We start from the raw sequence: 22,919 nt of genomic DNA on the forward strand, positions 1-22,919 counted from the left end.
GCATCGAAAGTCATTCGTGTGATGGCTTGCCAGCAATTCATTTCCCCCGTTAAAAAGCCGTTATTGTATGGCATGATGAAAGATGGAGATCAAGCGTGGAAATATGTCCGTATTGGATCATCACTTTAAAAGCGTAGTGGAACGTTTAGGTTTAGAAAAATCCCTGTACTTTCTATAAGTTTCCTATAATGAAATGACAATTTCCGCATGTAGTTTTCCGGGAATTGCGGCGCCTTCGCTATGATGATTTGCCATTGGCAAATCAAATGGTTCAAGTTTTTTGCTCCTGAAAAATTCTTTGATGTCCGTATTCTTTCTGTCCTTCCACAAAATCCCTTGTTAGCAGGATGGTTTACACCTGTCTCCATTTTTATTAGCAGCTCAGGTTTAAACGTTCCAGCAAGCAGTACGTTAAGCAGGGAATTTCTATCGAATTGACTTGCTTTTGCTGTTCGAATGACTGAGCACCTGTTCGAAATGAACAGGTGCTCTCTGTTTCTTATGGAACAATATTCTTCGTCAAATTTGGCCAGCATCTTGCTTTTTTCTTGGAATATAAAACGTAAAGGTCGTACCTTCGTTCAGCCTGCTGTGAACCGTAATCGAACCGTTATGGGCATCGACAATATTCTTGACGATGGCAAGGCCGAGGCCTGTTCCGCCTTTCCCTCTCGTTCTCGCTTTATCAGCTTTATAAAAGCGCTCAAAGATAAACGGCAGATCTTCCTCGGGGATCCCGCTGCCCGAATCTTTCACCGCGATTTTCAAGCCGTTTTCGACAGACTGCACATCGATATGGACAGTGCCTTTTGCATTGGTATGGCGGATGGCGTTGTCAATTAAGTTTGTCAGCACCTGCTCCATTTTATCCGAATCAAACACAAATTGGTCTTCATGTAGATCCAGATGGTTGGTAAGGCTGATATCTTTATCGCCGGCCACTCCGTAGAACTTTCTGAACACCCTTTCGAAAAACTCCTTGAGCTCGACTCTTTCAACATTTAATGAAATATGTCCGGCTTCCATTCTGGCAAGATCGAGCAGATCGTTGACCAATCGTCCCATTCTCAATGATTCGTCATAAATCACCTGGGCGATTTCCTTTTTCTCTTCCTCAGAACTTGCGATATCATCCACTATGGCTTCGCTGTAGCCTTGAAGCATCGAAATCGGGGTTCTCAGCTCATGGCTGACATTGGCGATAAAATCTTTCCTCAGCTTATCAAGCCGCCTTTCCTCCGTCATATCCCTCAAGACGGCGACCGCTCCGCGTACATGGGACTGATTGTAAAGCGGACTCATTAACAGCACCCAGGATCTGCCCTGCAGCGTCATTTCAATCATCTGCTCTTTTTCCGTGCTGACGGTGTTTTGGAACAGCTCCCGCGCTTCCGGGGGCAGTTCATTCCCCTCTTTGACATTCATGTTCTGCTCGTAATACCATGCCTGCAAAAAACGTTCCGCCGGAGGGTTTGTCACCAGGATCGTTCCATCGATATTGATGGTGATCACTCCGTCCGCCATACTGCTTAAAATATTCGACAGATGCTCTTTTTCCTGATTAAGGGCTGTAATGTGGAATTTCAGCTGCCGCCCCATTTGGTTAAAAGCGATGGCCAATTCCCCGATTTCATCCTGTGTTAAAATCGGGATTTTTGTGTCAAATTTGCCTTTCGCCAAGTCCTGCGCCCCTTCCCGCATTTTTCTGAGCGGGTAGGTGATCCGGCTTGACAGGAAGAAAGCGAAGATCGTCGTTAAAACGATGGCGATCGCAGCAGCAAAAAGGATATACCTTGTCGTATGCTCTGTCGTATCCTTGACGGCGAGAAGCGACTGGGAAAGAAAAACCATTCCCTCATCCTTCCCGTTTCCATAAGGAACACCGACAATCAGCTGATCGTTCTTCTGGTTGTTCAGGGACATCCTTTTTTGCACCTTTTCATGATTGGCGAGCGCGCGGTTTAAATCGGAATCGCGCTTGATTTCTTTTAAGGTAATGGAAGACAGCTTTTTATCCTGATTCGGCGAATACCAATATTCCTGTTCATTTTTCACGATTGCGATGGCGGTCATCTCGTCCGCCAGCTCCCAGGTGATCGACCTGGCCACTTTTTGATCTTCATGGTTGTCAATAATGACGGCCACCTTGTTGGCAAGCTTCGTCAAATCAGCCTCTGCTTCCTGGACATGATAGTTCTCGATAAATTCAAGCAGAAAAAACGTTAAAATAATCAAGACGAGTGAAACTAAGAGAAGAATGGTAAACCATAGTTTACCAACGACGCTCTTCCAAAACTTCATTCGTTTCCGACCTCAAATTTGTAACCGACACCCCACACTGTCACGATTTTTTTCGCCGCTTTCGGAGAGACTTTGTTCAGTTTTTCACGTAAACGTTTGACATGAGTGTCGACCGTTCTTAAATCCCCGAAAAACTCATACTGCCAAACTTCCTTCAACAGCTTTTCGCGATCGTATACTTTGTCAGGCGTTTTAGCCAAAAAGTACAAAAGTTCATATTCCTTCGGCGTCAGGCTGACTTCTGTTCCGTCCGCCATGACCCGGTGGGCGTCGTGATCAATTGATAAATGAGAAAAGACAAGTACATTTTTTGCCGTTGTATCCGTATTGAGATAAGAGGTTTGCGATGATCTTCTTAAGAGCGCTTTGACTCTTAGCACGACTTCCCGCGGGCTGAAAGGTTTCACTATGTAGTCGTCTGTACCGACTTCAAATCCCTGCACCCGGTTCGCTTCTTCCCCTTTCGCCGTCAGCATGATGATCGGCGTTGCTTTTTTATCCCGTATCTGTCTGCACACTTCGATGCCATCAGTTCCCGGCATCATCAAATCAAGCAAGATTAAATCATAGTCATGGCCAAGAGCTTTATCGATGGCTTCATCTCCGTTCTCGGCTTCTTCAATTTTGTAATTTTCTCTTTCAAGATACATTTTTAATAGACGTCTGATTCTTGCCTCGTCATCTACTACTAATATTTTTGTCTCTTTTGTCTGTTCCATCGTAAACCTCCTGAAATTGAATCTTCTTACATTCATTTTATTAGAAAAGCTGTTGTAATCCAAGTGAGATTTACTCTTCCCCTTATTTTTCCATCCTTGGAGATCCGGCAGGTCCAGGCAAGGCCTGAACCTCCTTCCCCCGGGGTCAGGCGTAGGAATGCAGTCCTGCGATCACAAGGTTTACAAAGATAAGATTAAACATAATGATGGCAAAACCGATGACGGCGAGCCAGGCCGATTTTTCTCCGTGCCAGCCCCGCGAAAGCCTGAGATGCAAATAGGCGGCATAAAACAGAAACGTAATCAGCGCCCACACCTCTTTCGGGTCCCAGCCCCAGAATCTGGTCCAGGCCAGCTGCGCCCATATCATCGCAAAAATAAGCGCCCCCAACGTGAAAACCGGAAAGCCGATCGATACGGACCGATAGCCGATTTCATCGACAAGATCGAGATTGACGTTTTTCGCCAGCGGCTGAAGGAGCGCGCTGATGCGTTTTCGCACGATCAGCCTGATGGCCCCGTACAGCAGGACTCCCACGGCGAACGACCAAAGCACGGTGTTCAGCTTCCGGCCCGAGAATATCGGCGGAACATCAACAACCGGCTCCATCTTCCCCTCTGTCAAAAGCTCTCCTTTGTTCGGCCCGATTAAAGCAGGAAGCTCATAGACCATGACCTCTTCCTGATTGCTTTTATTCACCCACTTAAATTCCGCTTCATAACCGGCGATTCTGAATGCGGTGGTCACAATGATAAACGCCAGCGTGGTCACAAGCATAAACATCACAACTTCCAGCCAAAACGTTTTTTTGCCGGGTTTCGACTGATCCACATGCTTGAGCAGAAAGATCACGCCGGCGACGAAGCTGATCGCGAGAATCGCCTGACCGAGCGCTGCCGTTATCACGTGGATATGCAGCCAATTGCTTTGCAGCGACGGGATCAGCGGTGTGATATCGGTCGGGAACATGCTGGCGTATGCGATTAATAGCAGCACGACAGGCAGCGTAAACAACCCCAAAGCGGACAGCCTGTAAATAAAATAGATGAAGATGAACGCCAGCACGAGCATCATGCTGAAAGCCGTTGTAAATTCAAAGAGGTTGCTGACCGGAGCATGTCCGGACGCGATCCATCTCGTGATAAAATACCCGAGCTGGCACACAAATCCGCAGATCGTAATAAAGACGGCGATTGACGCCCATCGGTTCTTCTTTTTATGCGCCGATGTCTTACTTCTGATTGAGCCGCCAAAAAAGAAGACCGCTGCCAGATACAAAAGAAAAGCCGCGTACAATAAATTTCCGCTGAGCTCTGCCATGAAAACCCCTCCCTATGCTGGCTGTTTATTTTTTTCTTTGAACAGTTCTTTTTGATCGGCCGGTTCGGATATCCCCGTATCCTCAAGCACGGCCTGCAGGTCTTTTTTCAATCCGTACCAGTTTTTATTCGTATGGCCGGCGACAAGCACGTGCCCGTCAGCTGACCGCAGCCAAATCCGTCTGTGGTGCCAGTACATTCCTTGAATGACTCCGATCATAAAGATGGCGCCGCCGAGCATCAGCACCCACAGCGTCAAATCTTTTCTGACCGTCAGGCCCGACAGATTCTTTGTTTCAACATGATCAAATTTCATTTTATATTTGTTATCGTCAGAGCCTTCAATCGTTTCCTGAATCGCCACAAAGCTTTTTTCCCCCTTTGGCTTGTCAGGAGCGGTAATCTGAAAGACAAAAGCCGGATTGTTCGGGTTTCTTGTTTTCGTGCTCGGCTCTCCGTCTTCATTAAAATAAAAATCCGGCAGATAGCTTGCAAGGTGCACCTTGTAACCGTTGCCAAGATCATAGTCCGGCTTCGGATCGAAAAGGTCAATCGACACCTTCCCGAACGATTTCCCCGTGTCCTTTTCGATTAGCTGAAACACCATTTTGCTGAGCTCGCCTTCCTTGTAGGTGAGCTGATAAAGGGTATAGGAACCGAATTTCATCGGCTCATTGACTCTGATTTTGCCGTCTTTCACCTTTTTTAATTCAGGTGATTCGCCCGGCAGGCTGTTATCTTTTCTTTCATACAGCTCGACATCGGTTTGAAACGATTTGGCGACCATCCCGTTTCCCGCTTTGTTGATGGCCTCTGAAAATACCTTTTTCTCATTTTCACTGTCGTACATTTCCTTCGTAAACCGATTATTTTTTAAATAGTAATGCCCGTCCGTCCCCGGGATCGGAACTGTTTCCCCATCCCTGATCCAAAGGGATTCATCAACGTACATGCCGGGAACGAAGCGGAGCATGACGCCGATCAGGAAAATGATCAGTCCGATATGGTTGACATATGGCCCCCATCTTGAAAAACGGCCTTTTTCAGCAAACAGATTGCCGTTTTCTTCTTTTACGCGGTACCGCTTTTTTTGCAATTTCTCGATGATTTGCATTCTCACATTGTCGGAAAGCTCTGTTTCCGTCCGGCTGAACAGCCTCTGCCTCTCCATAAAATTCGGGTTTCGGGTGATCCCCTGTTTTTTCAATGCCCTGTATAAAGGCACAACCCGGTCAAGGCTGCAAATCACCAGTGACACGCCGATTGAAGCGATCAAAATAATAAACCACCAGGAACCGTAAAGATTATGAAAACCAAGAGTATAATAGATTTGTCCCATCAGTCCGTATTGTTCTTTATAATATGTATCAGCCTGCGCTCCTGGCGGCAAAAACATTTCCTGTGGAAAAACTGTCCCGAGAGCCGAAACCGCCAAGGTGATGACGATCAGCCAGACGCCTACCTTCACAGACGAGAAGAAGTTCCAGATTTTATCGACAATCGTTTTATTATATGTTTGTGAGCGCCTCGCGCTTCCGTCATACCGCATGTCAAGGAGCTTTGCCCCCTGTTCCTGCAGCGGCTTTCCGCAGGATTCGCACAAGACGGTTCCTAGCGGATTTACGTGCCCGCACTCGCATTTGATTTCTTTCATCATGAAGACCCCTCAGGTTTTATCATATTCATATAATCATGAATCATACGCTCGGTCATGGTGCCTGTCACGACCTTGACAATCTTGCCTTCAGAGTTAATCAGAAACGTAGTCGGAAGCGGTGTGACGTCATAAGCTTCCAACACTTGCCTGTCCTTATCAAGCACGACCGGAAAATTAACGCCGTAGTCCTTCATAAAGTTTCGGACGGCGAGGTTTGATTCCCCGACGTTTACTGCAACGATTTCCACCCCTTGATTCTTGAATTTCTTATATTGGTTCGCCATATAAGGAAATTCTTTTTTGCACGGTTCACACCATGTGCCCCAAAAGTTTAAAAATATCCCTTTGCCTTTTAAATCGTCCAGTTTGAGACGGTTGCCGCCAACATCCTCAAGCGAAAAATTGGGAGCCTGATCTCCCTCCGCGACTTGCTCTTTGTCTTGGAATACAGCGCTGTAAAGTGTATAGCCGAGCGCAGCCAGCAAAACAAGGAGAATGCCTGTCCGAATGTAAAAACGCTTTTTCTTCATAATCCGCCCCCTCATTTAGACACTCAGTATCATTATAGCATCTTCGAACTCATCCTTTTTTGAAGGTTGTGTGAAAATTTAGAAAGCGTGTTTCCCGTGTTCTGCCATCGCCCGCAGACGTTTCACCTCATGCGGCGTCAGCTCTCTCTTTTCCCCCGTTTTTAAGCCTTGCAGGTTTAAAAAAGCATATTTTTCCCTTTTCAATTTCAGCACTTGATGGCCGATCGCTTCAAACATTCTCCGCACTTGGCGGTTGCGCCCCTCATGAATCGTGATTTGGACGATGCTTGTCTGTTTTTTCTTGTCGAGCGACAGCAGCTTGACCTTTGCAGGGGCGGTTTTGCCTTCTTCAAGCCGTATGCCGCGCTCCAGTTTTTTGAGGTTTTCCTTTGCAGGAATTCCTTTTAACTTTGCCACATATGTTTTATCGATCTCATATTTCGGATGCATCAGCTTGTTGGCAAAATCGCCGTCATTCGTTAAAAGGAGCAGCCCGCTCGTTTCATAATCAAGCCGGCCGATCGGATAGATTCGCTGCGGGATCTCTTGAAAAAAGTCGGTCACCGCTTTCCGCCCTTTATCATCTTTGACAGCTGAAATAACGCCTCTCGGCTTATAAAAGAGGAAATAAACGGGTTCTTCGCTTTCCAGCTGGATTCCGTTCACCTCGATCCGGTCAGAGCCTGTCACTTTGACGCCGAGCTCCCTGACCGTTTTGCCGTTGACGGTGACTTTCCCTTCTTTTATCAATTCCTCCGCCTTTCTTCTCGATGCGATTCCGGCGTGAGCGATTACTTTCTGAAGTCGTTCCATATCTTTCACCTCATGTATTATCTTACTTTTTTCCAAACGAACAAACAAGCATACCTTTTGTACAGGCAGCAGCATGTCTTAAAAAACGGAACTTCGCCCTTAAATGTATCCTTTCTGACGCAAAAAGTAAAACAGTTTTGCATGAAAAGCAAAAAAGCGCCCTTCAGGCGCTTCCAAACAGTAATGTCACAATGATAACAGATGCGATGATCCCCGCTAAATCGGCAAGCAGTCCCACTTTTAAAGCATCCCCCATTTTTTTGATTCCAACCGCGCCAAAATAGACGGTCAGGACGTAAAGAGTCGTGTCAGTCGATCCCTGCATGACGGCAGCAAGCCGGCCGATAAAGGAATCCGGTCCGTAAACAGCAATCAAATCGGTAGTCATGCCGAGCGCGGCCGTCCCTGAAATCGGCCTGATCAACGCAAGGGGCACGACTTCCGTCGGGATTCCGATGGCTGAAAAAACGGGCTTCAGCTGATCCATAAAAAAATCCATCGCTCCGGATGCCCGGAAGACCGTGATCGCAACAAGCATTCCGACCAGATAAGGGATGATGGAAAACGCAATCTGGATTCCTTCTTTCCCCCCCTCGACAAAGGCCTCGTAGGTCGGAACCTTTTTTAATGTGCCGTATAAAAGAATTGAGGCTATAATAAACGGAATAAGGGCCAAAGAAAGCCAGTTGATGAATTCCAAATGCTCACCCCTTCTTCTTTTTTCTGCGGTAATAAAAATATCTGTCAATGATGATGGCGAAAATGCCTGAAATCAGCGTAGCTAAAATCGTCGGCCCGACGATATCTGTCGGCGATTTCGCATCATACGTCATCCTCACGGCGATTACCGTTGTCGGGATAAGCGTGATGCTTGACGTATTGACCGCTAAAAAGGTAATCATTGAACGGCTTGCCTCGGCCCGGTTTTGATTGAGCGACTTCATTTGTTCCATCGCTTTAATGCCGAGCGGTGTCGCCGCGTTTCCAAGCCCGAAAAAATTGGCCATGAGATTGGATAAAATATAACCCATCGCCGGATGATCAGGGGGAATCTCCGGAAAAAGCTTCGAAATGAACGGCCGGCACAAGCGGCTGAATTTGTCCAAAAGCCCGGACTGTTCGGCGATTTTCATCAATCCAAGCCAAAACACAAGAACGCTCATTAATCCGATCGCTATCGTAACCGCTTCTTTCGCCCCGTTAAAGACAGCCTCGTTGACGTCCTGAACCGTTCCGTTAAAAAGCGCGAAAACAAGGCCTATCACGGTTAAGCCCACCCAGATTATATTGACCATGCTGCACCGCCTGCGGCTTTCTTAAAGACTGATGTAAAGGTGTCCAAAAACGATTGTTTCGGTTTTTTGTTCTGCTCGTTCTCATAATAAATGGGCAATTTCGCGATCGTTTCTGTGTCGAGCTTCACATTCATTTCACCGATGATGTCCGGAATCGCCTGTTTGTTTTTCCGCCAGGATTTCTTCGGCTTGAGCAGCTTTGTTTCGATTCTCACATGATCTTTCTCATCATCATTTAATAAGTATGTGACATCCCTTTTGATGAAAGCCTTCGTTCCATAAAAGGTATCTTTCAGTTTAGGGATTTCGCCTTTTTTGGCGATGACATAGGTTTTATAGTGGTCATACACATAGTTGAACATCTGGATATGATCGTTCCAATCGTCCGGTGCGTTTATGGTGACGGCGATCAGATTTGTCCCGTCTTTAGATGAGGTGGATACAAGCGTCCGCTTGGCGAGCTTCGTGTAGCCCGTCTTCCCTCCCGTGCTGTACCGGTAAAGACCCGTCAGGAGCTTATTTTTGTTCTTCCAGAAGCCCTGCATGGTTTCCGCTTTATAATGCTTTGTCCCGGCGATCTTTTGGTATGTCTTATTTGTCATCGCATATTTGGTCAAAAGCGCCATGTCATATGCGGTTGAATAATGGTCTTTATGATCATCAAGTCCGTGCGGGTTATGAAAAACGGTGTTTTCCATGCCGAGGTCTGCCGCTTTTTGATTCATCATATAAACGAAGCCTTCACGGCTTCCGCCGACATGTTCGGCAATGGCCACCGCCGCGTCATTCCCCGATCTCAACATCAAACCGTATACAAGATCTTTCAGCTTCACTTTTTGTCCGCTTTTCAAATAGATAGAAGACCCTTCAGTCCTGACCGCCCTGTCGCTGACCGTTACCGTCTCCTCCAATTTTCCCGATTCTATGGCCAAAATGGCTGTCATGATTTTCGTGATGCTTGCAATGCGCCGTTTTTCATGTTCGTCCTTAGCAAATAAAACCCTTCCTGAGCTTCCATCCATGACAATGGCGCTTTTTGCGCTGACACTGATGGAGGGTTCTGCTTGGCTGATCTGGTTTGAAGAGAAAAAAAGAGAAAACGTGATAAACATTGCTGCAGCTTGTTTTAGAAAGCGCATTTTCTCACGTCCTTGTTGTGGTTTGTACAAGTTTATGCGCTTGTCTTACGGTTATGAACTTCAATTGTCCAATTTCATAAAAAAACTCCCCCAAAAAAGGGGGAGTTTCGCATTGGCTTTGCAGCGCCGGCCTCAGGCCGGCACATTTGCCGTCTGTATTTATCTGGATTGAACCATCTTCATCCGATAGTCATTCGCATAGTATTCCAACTCTTCTCTCATCGATTGATACCCGGTTTCAAGAGAAGCCATCAAATTCTTTAATGAGGCTGGTGCTGGTTCGTGAAAACGAATGGCATTTCTTCCCGTATAAGCTGCTCTGCTGTCTTCGTACCACGTATCTTTTTTTGGAGTAAAAAATTCTTCTATACATCGATGATAAATCTGATAGAGCGTCCTTTCGGCTGCAGCGTCCTGAAAAGGCTCCTGCTGCAGCCTGATGCGGCAGGCTTCAAGTCCTTCTTCACAGTAAACCGCAAGCTTTCTTAAATTGCTGAGGATCTCGCGGTAATAATCCTTTCGCCCTGACTCTTCCTGTTCCAGTGATGCCAGCGTTGTTTCATTTAAATAATCGCTTAACGTCTGAACAGACTGTGATAAAAATTCCCGCGCCTGCTCGGTTTGGGCTCTTGCCATTGAATGTCCCATTGGTGTCGGCAACCTTCCCCTCATTGCTTTGTTACATTCGTATTCTTTGATTTCAGCAAATAAACATAAAAAATACGATAATATATATTATCATACTTCAGTCCTTAAGGTGAATCTATTTTATATCTTCAAACGTCTGATTGAAATTCTCGAAGAACAAATCGGCTTCCTCCTGCATCCCGTCTTCTTCTACGTTTTCAGGCAGAGGCGGCAGCTCCTCAAGCGCCTTTAAGCCAAACTGCTCAAGGAAGGTCTCGGTTGTTCCGTATAAAATCGCCCGCCCGGGCCCCTCCGCGCGTCCGACCTCGCAAAGAAGCGCTTTTGCCACAAGGCTTTGGAGAATCCGTTCGGATTTGACTCCTCTAATATCTTCCACTTCAGCTCTTGTAATCGGCTGTTTGTAGGAGACGATCGCCAAAACTTCAAGGGCCGCCTGGGAAAGTCCTTTTGAAGGAGCTTCAATCAATTTTTTTAAATAGACGGCAAAGTCTTTTTTGGTTGATAGCATGTAAGTATCCGCGTATTCGACAAGCTCTATGCCTCTGCTTTCGTTCTCATAGCTTTCTTTGACGTCCAGCATAATGTCCTGGAGCTCCGTCTCATCGACCTCCAACACGGATAGCAGCTGTTTTTTGGTGAGGCCCTCGTCTCCTGCTGCATACAGCAAGGCTTCAACGATGGCCTTCCAATTCACGATATCAAGCGTCATGAATCGCTTCACTCCCTGTTATGTAAATATCGGAAAAATTGTGTTCCTGTTCAATGATGATCAGCTGATTTTTCATCAGCTCCAAAATCGCTATAAACGTCACAACCAAGTGCTGCTTTTGCTTATAAGGGAACAGTTCCATAAAGTGCACTCTTTTCCCTGACGATTTCAAACGGTCGACGATCTGGGTCATTCGTTCTTCGATCGGAATCTCCTGTCTGGAAATTCTCGTTTCAGAAGGCCGGCTGATTTTTTTTCGGTTCAGCACCTTTTGAAACGCGCCGAGCATATCGTATACCGTGACAGAGAGCTTCTGTTCGCTTAATTTGACTTCCTTGGCGTAATCGCTTAAATCGCTTGGCGGCTTGGCAAAAGATTTTTGCCGTTCTTCTTCGCGCTCTTTTAAAGCCTGTGCCGCGCTTTTATATTTTCTATACTCTATCAATTTTTCAATTAATTCGTCTCTCGGATCCTCTTCTTCTTCAAGCAGTTCCTCATCAAACAGTTCCTCCTCCTGCTTCGGGAGGAGCATCCGGCTTTTAATGCTGAGGAGGGTGGCAGCCATCACCAAATACTCGCTTGCCACATCAAGCTCAAGCTCGCGCATCGTATGCACATATAATAAATATTGCTCGGTTATCTTCGCAACAGGTATGTCATAAATGTCTATTTCGAGCCGATTGATTAAGTGCAACAGCAGATCTAAAGGTCCTTCAAACGCCTCGATTTTCACCTGATATTCCATGATCATTTCTCACCATTTTCAACATCGCTTCTAAGCCGGCTTAAAACTGGCTATCCTTTAGTATAAATTACGCGTCTATGTGAAGTCCAATATAATTTAAGAAGTGCCGGCATCCGCCCATACAGTTTGCGGCAAACAGACATAGGATAATCGTGTAAAATTCTTAATGAAACAGGAGGAGACACCATGGGAGGTAAAGGATTCGGCCACGGCGGAGGATTTGCTTTGATTGTCGTTCTGTTTATTTTATTGATTATTGTAGGAGCAGCCTGGATCTATTAAATACATCATGAGCGGCCGAAAGCAAGCCGCTCATGTTTATGATGCGCCCCGGAAATCGAGAGGATGCGGCGGCATTTTTCCTCTGTTACTTCCCTGTGATACACTTTAACGGAAGGATAAAGGAGGATGTCGGATGTATCCCGAAGCATATATCGAATACCTGGCCGAATTTCATGGCTCAAGAGATTATTTTGAGTGCCACGAACTTTTAGAAGAACATTGGAAAAAAGACCCTCCGGGAAAACGGAAATTATATTGGGTCGGTCTGATCCAGCTTGCCGTCGCACTCTATCATCAGCGAAGAGGCAATTTCACCGGAGCCAAAAGGTTAATGGCAAACAGCCTCCGGATTCTTGAAGCTGAACAAGCCGCCGTCGAGGCGCTCGGCTTGGATCACGGTCGCTTGGTCAGCCTCATGCGGCGGACCTGTCAAAAAATCGAAGCGCATTCTCCATATGAAAGCATCATGCTCCCCATCAGAGATCCGAGGCTCATTCACGCCTGTCAAAAAGTATGCGAGCAAAAATCCTACCATTGGAGGCAAAAAAGCCCGGAGACGGACGCTTTTCTCGTTCATAAACACCGGCTGAGGGACCGGACCGAAGTCCTGACAGAAAGAGAAAAGGAGATCGCGCGGCGAAAAAAGAGCAGAGGCTAAACAACCTCTGCTCATTTGTTATATGTGATGTCTTCATTTTCGTGATCCTGACAGCGTTCAAAAAATCCTTTAGTTAATTCATTCGGAACCAGCGGCTTTGGTTCAAACATTTGTGAAAGGGCGGAGACCATTTTTTTGCCGATTCCTTGGTGACGGTGAGACGGATTTACACTGATATGCTTGATTTCAACTTCATCATCTTTTTTTTCAACCCCTGCGCAGCCGACAATATCCTCGCCTTCTTTCCAGAGGAAAAGCTGTCTGTCAGTGTCCGTTTCATAGTCTTTCATTGTCTGCTGAAGCTGCTTGACGTCCTTCTCATTCGGCATGAACGAAAGGAGACCCATCGCAATCTTTTCGAATGACTTCTTATAACGAATTAACATAAATACCCCTCAATATATCAAAATGTGGATCTAACGAAGGCTAGTCGCTTCACATCACATTATAAACATTTTTATCATCATTTTAAACTCTTTTTCCGGAAATTAATGAAGCGACCGGGTCAGGTTCGCCATTTCAATCGCCGCAGCAGCGGCTTCGGCGCCTTTGTTTCCGGCTTTCGTCCCAGCCCGTTCAACGGCCTGTTCGATCGTGTCGGTCGTCAACACGCCAAAGATGACCGGAACGCCCGTTGACATGCTGCTCCCTGCAATTCCCTTTGCCGCTTCATTGCATACATAATCATAATGGCTTGTAGCACCTCTGATCACCGTTCCTAGCGTGATCACAGCATCGTACTTTTTGGTTTCAGCCATTTTTTTCGCGATCAATGGAATTTCAAATGCGCCGGGAACCCAAGCGACATCAATATCCTCGGATTTGACCCCATGTCTTATCAGCGTATCCTCCGCTCCGCTTAACAATTTGCTTGTGATAAAATCATTAAATCTTGATACGACAATACCGATTTTCAAATCTGTTCCAATTACATGGCCTTCTATTTTATTCATATGAATCCCGTCCTTTTTTGTGAATGTTTTTTGATTAAAAATGAAGCAAATGTCCCAATTTCGCTTTTTTCGTTTTTAAATAATGTTCATTGTCTTTATTCGGCTCCATTTGCAATGGAATCCTGTCGGCGATCGTCAAACCATAGCCTTCAAGGCCCGCGATCTTTCTCGGGTTATTCGTCAAAAGCTTCATGTTCTTGACGCCGAGGTCCCGCAGCATTTGCGCGCCGATTCCGTAATTCCTCAAATCGGGAAGAAAACCGAGCTGTTCGTTTGCCTGAACCGTGTCATACCCCTCTTCCTGAAGCTTATAGGCTTTCAGCTTATTGATTAAGCCGATGCCGCGTCCTTCCTGTCTTAAGTAAACCAGCACCCCTCGTCCTTCTTTCTCAATTTGCGACAGTGCTGCGGCAAGCTGCGGACCGCAATCACAGCGGTGGGAGCCGAACACATCGCCTGTCAGACATTCCGAATGAACGCGGACAAGCACCGGCTCATCGCCAAATGGAACATCACCTTTTACAAGGGCGATATGTTCTTTATGATCGATTTCGTTTGTGTATCCAAAAACCTTGAACGTACCGAAATCTGACGGAAGCATAATGCTGACTTCGCGGTTGATCAGCGTTCCCTTGCTATAGCGGTATTCGATTAAATCCTTAATCGTAATCATTTTCAAGCCGTGCTGGTCGGCAATTTTTTTTAACTCGGGCACCCTCGCCATCGTGCCGTCTTCATTCATGATTTCACAAATGACGCCGGCAGGTGCCGAACCGCATGCCTCTGCGAGATCGACAGCTGCTTCCGTATGTCCGGCTCTTTTTAAAACTCCGCCCTTTTTCGCTATGAGCGGAAAAATGTGTCCCGGTCTTTTAAAATCTCCGGGAAGCGCCTGTTCATCGATGAGCGACTTGACGGTCAATGACCGCTCCTGAGCGCTGATTCCTGTCTTTGTATCCCGGTGATCGACACTGACCGTAAAAGCGGTATGGTGGGAGTCGGTATTCTCATCCACCATCGGATGCAAGTTAAGCCTTGACGCAATTTCTTCATTGAGCGGCGCACAGATCAATCCTCTTCCGTAAGACGCCATAAAGTTGATCACTTCCGGTGTTGCATGCTCCGCGAGCGCGACGAAGTCGCCCTCGTTCTCTCTGTCATCATCATCGACGACGATGATGACTTTTCCCTGTTTCAGATCGTGTATGGCTTCATCTATTGTATGAAACAAAAGCCGCTCCTCCTTTCGTTCAAAACCCGTTATTCTTTAAAAATGCTTCAGTGATGGTTTTCGTTTGCTTCGCTTCTTTCTGCTGATGGAGAAACCGGTAAATATACTTGCCGATCATGTCACACTCGATATTGACGATGCTTCCGACTTTTTTTTCCGGAAAAATCGTTTCGTCAAGCGTATGGGGTATAAGCGAGACAGTGACCTGGTCCTCCGTCAACCCGAATATCGTCAGGCTTACGCCGTCGACGGCGATTGATCCCTTCAAGACGAGCATTTTCGCAAGTTCATGATCCAGTTTTAAATCATAGTATATGGAGTTTTCCGCTTTTTCTATCCGTGTGATGACAGCCGTGCCATCAACGTGTCCGGACACCATATGCCCGCCGAAGCGGCCGTTTGCAGCCATCGCTCTCTCCAGATTGACGGAGCTTCCTTTTGTCAAAGTGCCGAGCGATGTTGCTTTCAGCGTTTCCAGCATCACATCTGCCGTGAACCGGTCATTTTGATAATCATTGACGGTCAGGCAGACTCCGTTGACCGCAATGCTGTCGCCCAGCTTGACGTCCTCTGTCACTTTGTTTGATTTGATGACTAAAGACATGGCGTTTCCCGTCTTTTTCATGTCTAAAATCGTTCCGATTTCTTCAATGATGCCTGTAAACATGGGTCACCACCCTATTCTTTTATAGGTTTTGCCGCCAGTTTTAAATCCCGGCCGATTTTGGAAATGGTTGTGAATTGCAGTAAGGGGACATCTTTCATCGATTGAAAGCCTTCACCGGAGATGGCGCTGGGAGAATGCAGCCCTCCGATTAATTTTGGGGCAAGATAGAAGATGATTTGCTGATAAAGCCCTTCATTGACAAAGCTTGCGTGAATGGTCGAGCCTCCTTCAACATAGACCGATGTGATGCCGTTTGCCGCCAGATGCTGAAGAACAGCCTTTACTGAAATCGATCCGGAATCCAGCACGTTTACCTGAACGCCTTTGTCTTCCAAGTATCGGATCGTGTCAGGATCGGCCTTTGAGGTTGTGTAAATCCAGGTGGGCGCTTCGTTATCATGAATGACTTTCGCGTGAAGCGGGATCGTCAGGTTTGTGTCAAGAATGACCCGAACCGGCTGATTCGCCGTACCAGGCAGCCTGCATGTCAAACTTGGATCATCTGCTTTTATTGTGCCCACACCGACTAAAATACTTTGGTGATTTCGCCTGTACTTGTGAGCATCCATCCTTGCTTCTTCTGAAGTGATCCATTTGCTGTCGCCGGTAGTTGTGGCGGTTTTGCCGTCAAGGCTCACCGCGGCTTTCAGCGTGACATACGGAAGCCCCGTCCGCATAAAGTGCATGAATTTTTCATTCAGCTCTTCCGCCTGTTCCTTGAGAACGCCTGACGTCACTTCAATTCCGGCTTCTTTTAACATGCCGATTCCTCTCCCCGACACAAGGGGATTCGGGTCTTCGGCGGCGACAACAACTCTTTTGAGCCCTGAACGAATGACCAGCTCGGCACATGGCGGCGTTTTTCCGTAATGGCTGCAAGGTTCGAGCGTCACGTATATCTCCGCTCCCTCTGCATGGCGCCCCGCCATTTGAATAGCGTGCACCTCAGCATGCGCTTCGCCGTATTTTAAGTGGGCCCCCATACCGACAACCTGTCCGTCTTTGACGACGACCGCTCCGACAAGCGGATTCGCGCCGGTCTGGCCCTCGCCCTGCTTTGCGAGCCCCAATGCGAGGTTCATATAATGCTCGTCTGTCATCTTTTTCCCTCCCTTCTGTTGTAACATCACGCAAAAAACCCCGGAATATTCGTTCCGGGGTCTGTTTTTTATGCATGAGAAATAAAACTATGCTTTTACACCTGTTTCACATAGTCTCATCATCCTTCTCCCATCCAGACTTTCACTGTCGGCTTCAGCTTTTCACTGAATCCACCGCCTGCATAAAGCAGAGCGGGTCACGGGCTCTAAAGCTTTTTCGCTTTACTACCGCCGGTCGGGATTTTCACCCAGCCCCGAAGGATACAATCGATATTTTCTTGTCCTTATGCGTATTATAGCCGCCGATTGTCGAAATTGCAATGAAAACAGTTTTGCAAAGAAAACCCCCCTCTCGAAAAGGGGGTTAATTCGTGACTTTGACGACTTTGATCAATCCGTCAATCCGGTTGGCATTGCTGAAGTAAGCCTTCACTTTGTCTCCTTCTTTAATGTCGGACAGATCCTGATCCAGATTTTTCGCATCAAAAATAATCTTTGTTCCGTTATCAGATACGCCTTGATACTCCGTACCGTCGACTTTGGTGATCTTATATTGGTAAACGGTATAGTTCTTTTCTTCAGATGAAACCGTTTGACTGAGTGCCGTCGAAACATCTTGCATACTCCCGTTTTTTAAATAGTAAAAGCCTCCTGCCAATACGGCGGCCAATATAAACAGGATTGTGAGCTTGGCTCTTATTTTCCCCATGAACAAAACCTCCAGAACACGTTCTGAACTATCTATATGTTTTTTCCCTTAAAATGATGAAATAAAAACATATTCGCGTCAGACGGAAAATATGTGGTTTTTAAGTATAACGCAAAACGGCGTCAAATCGTTTCATATTCCGTCGAAATACTCCATATTTCCTACGAATATATATTCTGTTTCGGGGTGCATGGTAGAACAAGATGAACATCGCGACAATAAGACGATAAAATTACCAAAAAAGAAAAAAGCGTCTGACAGATTTACTTTGCGTGTTGGTTGAACCAGTTCAAGCACTGCACTTGCCGGTTGCGAATAGCGTAAAAACGGCCTCATCACTTCATGCGCCACGCCTCCTTTAATAGATTCACTGGAGGATACAAATTTACTGCTCAGCATCGGAACGAAAGTCCTAACGGTGATCAGCTTGTCATATTTTGTTGATTACTATCTATTATAAAAAATAATTCTTCTTCTTCCAAGAAGAAACAACTGTTTCTGCCATTTGTTCCAAAACCATCAAAAAAAGATCCCTTTTTAATTTTGGGATCTTTTTTGAAGCCACTGAGCCGTTAATGAAATTCTACGTCTATCCTTCTTTTCTGCTCTTGCCTGTTTTTAGGCATTCTGACTTCAAGCACCCCGTTTTTATATGCAGCCGTGATCCCTTCATTCGAGACGGGCCCGGGAAGTGCGACCGATCTGTGAAAACGCCCGACAAACCGCTCTTTCCGGTGCACGTTTTCCTCTTTTACTTCATTTGATCTGTTGATTGAACCGCTGATATGCAGCATATTGTTTTCAACATCGATATGAACATCTTCTTTGCTTTCGAGGCCGGGAATATCGCAGGATGCCACGATTTCATTTTCCGTTTCATGGACATCGACGCGAATGCCTCCAAAGCCGTGTTCACCTCCGAAAGTCGCCGGAAAATCGGCAAACACCCGGTCAAATTCTCTCCTGATGGTATTCAAATGTTTAAATGGTTCATAAGGTACTAATGGCATACACTTACCTCCATTATGGTTTCGTTTATCTTATGGTTTCTCGTTCTTTCCCGATTATGTAATTAAAACCGTTTTTTATCCTGTAAAAACTTCCTCGTTTGGAAGGCTGATCTGTGTATATGGAAAAGGTAAACATGAAAAAAGCAGTGCTTTTACATAAGGCACTGCCATTTTTTATGCGCAACTTGATAGGGTTATATCACATTTCTTTCTGCAATTTGGATTGGTGCGGATGGGACAGATGTTACGTTTCTTTCTGCGATATGGACCGATTTTGATGGAACGGATGTCACGTTTCGCTCTGCAATGCTTGTACCTTCTGTCTTTGCTGTTAACGCAATACTCGCCAAAGATAATCCAATGACTGAAGCAGCGGCAGTTAGCAAAAGCTTAGACTTCATACGACCAGTCCCCTTTTTTCATTTTTTTTCGGGCACTGAATACTATCTGATAGAAATACACCGAGTCGCTCAAGCGCCCAATTTCATTATAGTATTCAGCCGCCTCCAAAGCCAAGTCTTCTATGTCCGGATACATTTTTTTGGATTCAAGCAGATGAAATGTCTCCAAAATTGAATTCATCCCGTCATCATCCACATATAAAGCCTTTAAAAAACGAAATTTTGCTATATAGATCATATCGTTTAATTGTTGAGCTGTTTTTATGCCTTTGTTAAATATGTCATTGGCATGTTTATATTGTTTTTGTTTAAAGTAAACATGTGCAAGGCTAAACATGGCTTTTGAAAGAATATCTGATTTTTCTTCTTTATATATCTCAATAGCCTGATGAAAATATTCAGCTGCTTTACCTCCATGGCCCATCTTCTCATAACAATTTCCCAAATTGTAGAAAGTGTGTCCTTCTAAAATGCGCTGATCTTCTTTTTGAGCAAGCTTCAGCGCTTTTTCAAGATGGGGCAGCGCTTTTTCATTAGACTCCAAATCATCATAGTTTCCTGCAATCACAAATTCACATTGAATTCTGCGGACTGTATACGTCTCATGCGCCTGATAAGTTTGGATGGCTTGAAGCGCATAATTCATCGACACATGACTCTGTCTCATTTGATAAAACACTTCAGCCATTTTAAAATGGAATTCCGCTCTTTCTATTTCATCTTCTACATGGAGCAGTTTCTTTTCTGCCCGCCTGTAAAAAGAAATCGCTTTAATGTAATCATGATGTCTATATTCATACATCCCTCTGAAAAAATTAAAATAATATTCAAGCAAGCCTGTCAGCTGATCTTGATTATCTTCAATATCTTTTAATATTTTAGAAAAGTCTGGCGGAACTTCACCGTCTTCCAGCGGCTTGATGTAGTCCAACATGATGCGATGCCTGAATTCCATTAAAGCGTAGTACAATAACAAGTCCTGATCTTCTTCCATTTTGGACAATTCACGCTCAATTTCAGCTTTAAGCATTTCCGCATCTGTCACATTGAATTTGCGTATTGCATTATACCACTCGTTAATTTTGACCCCAACTGACGCCGATGGAATTTTCACACTCAATCTATCCGCCCCTTTCTTTATCAAATTGACGTTCTATCTTACGCTTCGTTGAATATATTTTACATAAAGGGACATTTTTTTACAATTGTTTTTTGATAAGAATTGTTTTTATTTATTGGGACGGACATTTGCTTCATCCATCTCCTTCTTTTTGTTTAAGGATGTTTCAGATCAAGGATAAAACAAAAAACAGCCCGCCTCCGGGCTGTTTTTCTATACGATTTTACGCATCAAATACTTCGACTTTTTCCATTCCTTGGCCCTGCTCCATTGATGTGACAGCGTCAAGGCCTGAAGTGACTTTGCCAAATACAGTGTGAACGCCGTTTAGGTGCGGCTGAGGCTCATGGACAATAAAGAATTGGCTGCCTCCTGTATCTTTTCCGGCATGCGCCATAGAGAGAGAACCAGCTTCATGTTTATGGGGATTCCCTTCTGTTTCACATTTAATCGTATAGCCCGGTCCGCCTGTTCCATTTCCGTACGGACAGCCGCCCTGGCTGACGAAGCCCGGGATGACACGGTGGAATTTCAGGCCGTCATAGAAGCCCTCGTTTGCAAGTTTTTCAAAGTTGGCGACAGTGCCAGGCGCCGCCTCCGGATATAATTCAAACTCGATTTTTTTGCCGTTCGTTAATTGTATGTATCCTTTTTTAGCCATGTTGATTCTCTCCTTTCGTTTCACATGGCTCATTATATCATAGAAGGGATAAGCAGAGCCAACTGCAAAAACACTCCCAAAATTCCCCTCAGTCGCTCCGCAATTTGAACAGCGGCAGCTGTATTATTGTTTTACCAGCATTTTGATTTATTATGGCGTATTTTATCCGCCAGGAAAGACAGAATCAATGCTTCTCCGTCTAAACTGCAATTCTGACAGTCTTGCAAGTTCAAATACGAATTTGCTATTTTTTAAATGAAACCTCCCCCTCTTTTCATCCGTCTATATTGTCGGAACGAATCACGAGATAAAGATATTGTTCCGGCAGGCTTCTCCCAAAATAAACAGCAATATCTGCCTGAAGCCTGCATTTTTTAAGGAGGGCATACAGCTTGAAAAAATCGATACTTGGAATTTGCACAGCATTGTTTCTGCTTATCATGCCGCAGATCAGTTATGCTGACTCCGCAGAGGGAGACGTGATCATCACACTCGGTAAGGACCTGTCGGCTCAAGACAGGCAAAAAGTGCTGAACGAAATGAATGCTCCGGAAAACGCGACGATCATTGAGGTCACAAATGCTGAAGAGCATAAATATTTGGGAAACTATATATCTAAAGCAGACATCGGAACAAGGGCAATCTCTTCTTCATCGATTACGATTGCGAAAAAAGGAAGCGGTCTTGAAGTCAAAACAAATAATATCAGCAAGATCACGGATGAAATGTATTTAAACGCGCTGATGACAGCCGGGGTAAAGGATGCGAAAGTTTATGTAACCGCTCCGTTTGAAGTATCCGGAACGGCCGCATTGACGGGACTGATGAAAGCATATGAAACATCTTCCGATCAGAAGATTTCCGATGATGTGAAAAAGGTCGCCAATGAAGAGCTTGTCACCACTTCCAAGCTCGGCGAAAAAATCGGTAATGATAACGCATCTGCGTTAATGGCAAAAGTCAAAGAAGACATCGCGAAAAACGGCGTCCCGCAATCCCAGGAAGAACTGGGGAAAAAGATTGATCAGGCGGCCTCCGATTTAGGTGTTACACTGACAGATGATCAAAAGAATTCCCTCTTGTCTTTGTTTAATAACATGAAAGACATCAACATCGACTGGGGGCAGGTTGGAGACCAGCTTGACAAAGCAAAAGACAAAATCACGAATTTTATCAACTCTGATGAAGGCAAAAACTTCATTCAAAAGCTGATTGATTTCTTTGTTTCGATCTGGAATGCCATCGTTTCCGTATTTACCGGAGGCGGAGCATCGGAATCAAATGGTTAATGAAAACATAAAACACCTCTTTTAAGGAGGTGTTTTATGTTTATTCATAATGGCTTTCGATAAAGTTTGACAGCAGCTTTGTAAAACGGTAAAAATCCTCATTTTGTGTGGAAGCCCTGTCTTTTAACGTAAACACGCCGAATAAAGACCTTCGAAAACCGGTGCTCATTTCAAGCTGAATGCTTAGGCCTGATATCGATTTGTTGGCGATATTATCCGGACTAGTTCCGGCATATCGATCGTCCGTCTTCAGCATTTCGGCAGTAAACCCGGCTTTATTTAGTTCCTCAACGAGTATTTTGATCCTGCCGCGGTCTGTGCCGCCCACTTTGATAAGACGGTCTTCTGCATAATAGCCGTGAAGCGAAATGATATACGTATGCCCGGCTGCCATATCAAGTGCCGACGGTTCATCAAAGTTTGTGCTCGTAATATGCAGGCTCGAATTTCCAGATGACTTCAATCCTTCAAACAAATACATAGAATACGAGTGTGACAATTCATTTGCGATTTCGCTTGTTCCCGGTTCGATTCCTCCCCCATGGATGGCCATAATCAGCATCGTGCTGCCGGCTTGTTTCGTCGCGATTCGGTAATCCGACGGATCTTCGTTTTGTTTGAGCTCTTCAAAGCTTGCATATCGATCGTCTGATTGTCCTGCCGCATATTCATGATGAGCCATTGCGAAGGATGGGATGGAAATCACAGAAGAAATTAATAAAATCTTCACATATCTGTTTATTGCTGTAAATCGGTTTGCTGTGTTACAATCAACACATTGCTTCAGGCATTGGAGCATGCGGCGGGGTAGGGATACTTTGGCCGGTTCCATCTACTCCGCCTCTAGATCGGTATGAATAACCGCACTCTTCTTTTCGATAATGATCAATACGAATCATCTCCCTTTGTTAAATTTTTGTTAAATTCCCAATATTATATACAATTAACCTGCATGCTGTTCT

26 protein-coding genes and 1 riboswitch are annotated in these 22,919 nt (G+C 45.3%); of the genes, 3 read left to right on the top strand and 23 right to left on the bottom strand.

Annotation, left to right across the window (positions count from 1 at the left end):
- Positions 1–519: 519 nt before the first annotated feature.
- The 12 genes from BTR1S_RS07950 to BTR1S_RS08005 all read right to left on the bottom strand — a co-directional run bounded on the left by BTR1S_RS07950 (position 520) and on the right by BTR1S_RS08005 (position 11,879).
- On the bottom strand, positions 520–2,301 hold the full coding sequence (locus BTR1S_RS07950; protein WP_006636451.1) for an ATP-binding protein: 1,782 nt from the start codon (positions 2,299–2,301) through the stop codon (positions 520–522).
- Positions 2,298–3,020 (bottom strand): response regulator transcription factor, encoded by a 723-nt coding sequence (locus BTR1S_RS07955; RefSeq protein ID WP_006636452.1) that lies wholly within the window; start codon positions 3,018–3,020, stop codon positions 2,298–2,300. The genes BTR1S_RS07950 and BTR1S_RS07955 overlap by 4 nt, the downstream gene beginning before the upstream one ends.
- Before the next feature lie 145 nt (positions 3,021–3,165).
- The gene (gene ccsB, locus BTR1S_RS07960; protein WP_006636453.1) at positions 3,166–4,341 is read right to left on the bottom strand and encodes a c-type cytochrome biogenesis protein CcsB; all 1,176 of its coding nucleotides are present in this window, start codon (positions 4,339–4,341) and stop codon (positions 3,166–3,168) included.
- Positions 4,342–4,353: 12 nt separating this feature from the next.
- The gene (gene resB, locus BTR1S_RS07965) at positions 4,354–5,994 is read right to left on the bottom strand and encodes a cytochrome c biogenesis protein ResB (protein WP_006636454.1); all 1,641 of its coding nucleotides are present in this window, start codon (positions 5,992–5,994) and stop codon (positions 4,354–4,356) included.
- Entirely contained in the window at positions 5,994–6,530 is a 537-nt protein-coding gene (gene resA / locus BTR1S_RS07970; RefSeq protein WP_029418331.1) for a thiol-disulfide oxidoreductase ResA, read from the bottom strand. Before resA ends, resB begins: the two co-directional genes overlap by 1 nt.
- Positions 6,531–6,605: 75 nt before the next feature.
- Entirely contained in the window at positions 6,606–7,340 is a 735-nt protein-coding gene (gene rluB, locus BTR1S_RS07975; RefSeq protein WP_006636456.1) for a 23S rRNA pseudouridine(2605) synthase RluB, read from the bottom strand.
- Between the two features lie 163 nt (positions 7,341–7,503).
- Positions 7,504–8,040, bottom strand: coding sequence for a spore maturation protein (locus BTR1S_RS07980; RefSeq protein ID WP_006636457.1), 537 nt, complete (start codon positions 8,038–8,040; stop codon positions 7,504–7,506).
- 4 nt (positions 8,041–8,044) lie between these two features.
- On the bottom strand, positions 8,045–8,635 hold the full coding sequence (locus BTR1S_RS07985; protein ID WP_006636458.1) for a nucleoside recognition domain-containing protein: 591 nt from the start codon (positions 8,633–8,635) through the stop codon (positions 8,045–8,047).
- Positions 8,623–9,774 carry a D-alanyl-D-alanine carboxypeptidase family protein gene (locus BTR1S_RS07990; RefSeq protein ID WP_006636459.1) on the bottom strand — a complete coding sequence of 384 codons (1,152 nt, stop codon included), beginning with the start codon at positions 9,772–9,774 and terminating at the stop codon, positions 8,623–8,625. The genes BTR1S_RS07985 and BTR1S_RS07990 overlap by 13 nt, the downstream gene beginning before the upstream one ends.
- A 159-nt stretch (positions 9,775–9,933) precedes the next feature.
- Positions 9,934–10,422, bottom strand: coding sequence for a YpuI family protein (locus BTR1S_RS07995; RefSeq protein ID WP_006636460.1), 489 nt, complete (start codon positions 10,420–10,422; stop codon positions 9,934–9,936).
- Positions 10,423–10,537: 115 nt separating this feature from the next.
- Complete coding sequence (scpB, locus tag BTR1S_RS08000; RefSeq protein ID WP_029418330.1) at positions 10,538–11,131, bottom strand: SMC-Scp complex subunit ScpB; 594 nt, start codon at positions 11,129–11,131, stop codon at positions 10,538–10,540.
- On the bottom strand, positions 11,121–11,879 hold the full coding sequence (locus BTR1S_RS08005; RefSeq protein WP_029418329.1) for a segregation/condensation protein A: 759 nt from the start codon (positions 11,877–11,879) through the stop codon (positions 11,121–11,123). The genes scpB and BTR1S_RS08005 overlap by 11 nt, the downstream gene beginning before the upstream one ends.
- Positions 11,880–12,062: 183 nt before the next feature.
- Here BTR1S_RS08005 and BTR1S_RS21805 point away from each other — a divergent pair, with 183 nt between their 5' ends.
- Together BTR1S_RS21805 and BTR1S_RS08010 are read left to right on the top strand one after the other, a co-directional pair.
- Entirely contained in the window at positions 12,063–12,158 is a 96-nt protein-coding gene (locus BTR1S_RS21805; RefSeq protein WP_081605343.1) for a YjcZ family sporulation protein, read from the top strand.
- Between the two features lie 133 nt (positions 12,159–12,291).
- On the top strand, positions 12,292–12,816 hold the full coding sequence (locus BTR1S_RS08010) for a DUF309 domain-containing protein (protein ID WP_029418328.1): 525 nt from the start codon (positions 12,292–12,294) through the stop codon (positions 12,814–12,816).
- 11 nt (positions 12,817–12,827) lie between these two features.
- Here BTR1S_RS08010 and BTR1S_RS08015 read toward each other — a convergent pair whose 3' ends face one another.
- The 10 genes from BTR1S_RS08015 to BTR1S_RS08060 all read right to left on the bottom strand — a co-directional run bounded on the left by BTR1S_RS08015 (position 12,828) and on the right by BTR1S_RS08060 (position 20,668).
- Entirely contained in the window at positions 12,828–13,202 is a 375-nt protein-coding gene (locus BTR1S_RS08015) for a GNAT family N-acetyltransferase (protein ID WP_006636464.1), read from the bottom strand.
- Positions 13,203–13,304: 102 nt separating this feature from the next.
- A complete protein-coding gene (gene ribH / locus BTR1S_RS08020; RefSeq protein WP_006636465.1) occupies positions 13,305–13,769 on the bottom strand; it encodes a 6,7-dimethyl-8-ribityllumazine synthase in 465 nt (154 codons plus the stop codon).
- A 34-nt stretch (positions 13,770–13,803) separates the two neighbouring features.
- A complete protein-coding gene (locus BTR1S_RS08025; RefSeq protein ID WP_029418327.1) occupies positions 13,804–15,000 on the bottom strand; it encodes a bifunctional 3,4-dihydroxy-2-butanone-4-phosphate synthase/GTP cyclohydrolase II in 1,197 nt (398 codons plus the stop codon).
- A 19-nt stretch (positions 15,001–15,019) separates the two neighbouring features.
- A complete protein-coding gene (gene ribE, locus BTR1S_RS08030; RefSeq protein WP_006636467.1) occupies positions 15,020–15,667 on the bottom strand; it encodes a riboflavin synthase in 648 nt (215 codons plus the stop codon).
- Positions 15,668–15,678: 11 nt separating this feature from the next.
- Positions 15,679–16,767 (bottom strand): bifunctional diaminohydroxyphosphoribosylaminopyrimidine deaminase/5-amino-6-(5-phosphoribosylamino)uracil reductase RibD, encoded by a 1,089-nt coding sequence (gene ribD / locus BTR1S_RS08035; protein ID WP_006636468.1) that lies wholly within the window; start codon positions 16,765–16,767, stop codon positions 15,679–15,681.
- A gap of 118 nt (positions 16,768–16,885) precedes the next feature.
- Positions 16,886–17,033: riboswitch (FMN riboswitch) on the bottom strand.
- A gap of 98 nt (positions 17,034–17,131) precedes the next feature.
- A complete protein-coding gene (locus BTR1S_RS08040) occupies positions 17,132–17,476 on the bottom strand; it encodes a hypothetical protein (protein WP_006636469.1) in 345 nt (114 codons plus the stop codon).
- A gap of 572 nt (positions 17,477–18,048) precedes the next feature.
- The gene (locus BTR1S_RS08045; protein WP_029418326.1) at positions 18,049–18,486 is read right to left on the bottom strand and encodes an Hsp20/alpha crystallin family protein; all 438 of its coding nucleotides are present in this window, start codon (positions 18,484–18,486) and stop codon (positions 18,049–18,051) included.
- Positions 18,487–18,680: 194 nt separating this feature from the next.
- On the bottom strand, positions 18,681–18,887 hold the full coding sequence (locus BTR1S_RS08050; RefSeq protein WP_006636471.1) for a hypothetical protein: 207 nt from the start codon (positions 18,885–18,887) through the stop codon (positions 18,681–18,683).
- Positions 18,877–20,007, bottom strand: coding sequence for a Rap family tetratricopeptide repeat protein (locus BTR1S_RS08055; protein ID WP_006636472.1), 1,131 nt, complete (start codon positions 20,005–20,007; stop codon positions 18,877–18,879). The genes BTR1S_RS08050 and BTR1S_RS08055 overlap by 11 nt, the downstream gene beginning before the upstream one ends.
- A 223-nt stretch (positions 20,008–20,230) precedes the next feature.
- A complete protein-coding gene (locus BTR1S_RS08060) occupies positions 20,231–20,668 on the bottom strand; it encodes a peptidylprolyl isomerase (protein ID WP_006636473.1) in 438 nt (145 codons plus the stop codon).
- Between the two features lie 440 nt (positions 20,669–21,108).
- On the opposite strand from BTR1S_RS08060, the gene BTR1S_RS08065 reads away from it, so the two are divergent.
- Complete coding sequence (locus tag BTR1S_RS08065; protein WP_373870209.1) at positions 21,109–21,957, top strand: DUF1002 domain-containing protein; 849 nt, start codon at positions 21,109–21,111, stop codon at positions 21,955–21,957.
- Positions 21,958–21,997: 40 nt separating this feature from the next.
- Here the strand turns inward: BTR1S_RS08065 and BTR1S_RS08070 are convergent, their stop codons facing one another.
- Positions 21,998–22,789: a poly-gamma-glutamate hydrolase family protein gene (locus BTR1S_RS08070; RefSeq protein ID WP_029418325.1), complete on the bottom strand. Its 792-nt coding sequence runs from the start codon at positions 22,787–22,789 to the stop codon at positions 21,998–22,000.
- Between the last annotated feature and the right edge of the window lie 130 nt (positions 22,790–22,919).

This window comes from Bacillus sonorensis NBRC 101234 = KCTC 13918 (assembly GCF_001592005.1).
GTDB classification, from domain to species: Bacteria; Bacillota; Bacilli; order Bacillales; family Bacillaceae; genus Bacillus; species Bacillus sonorensis.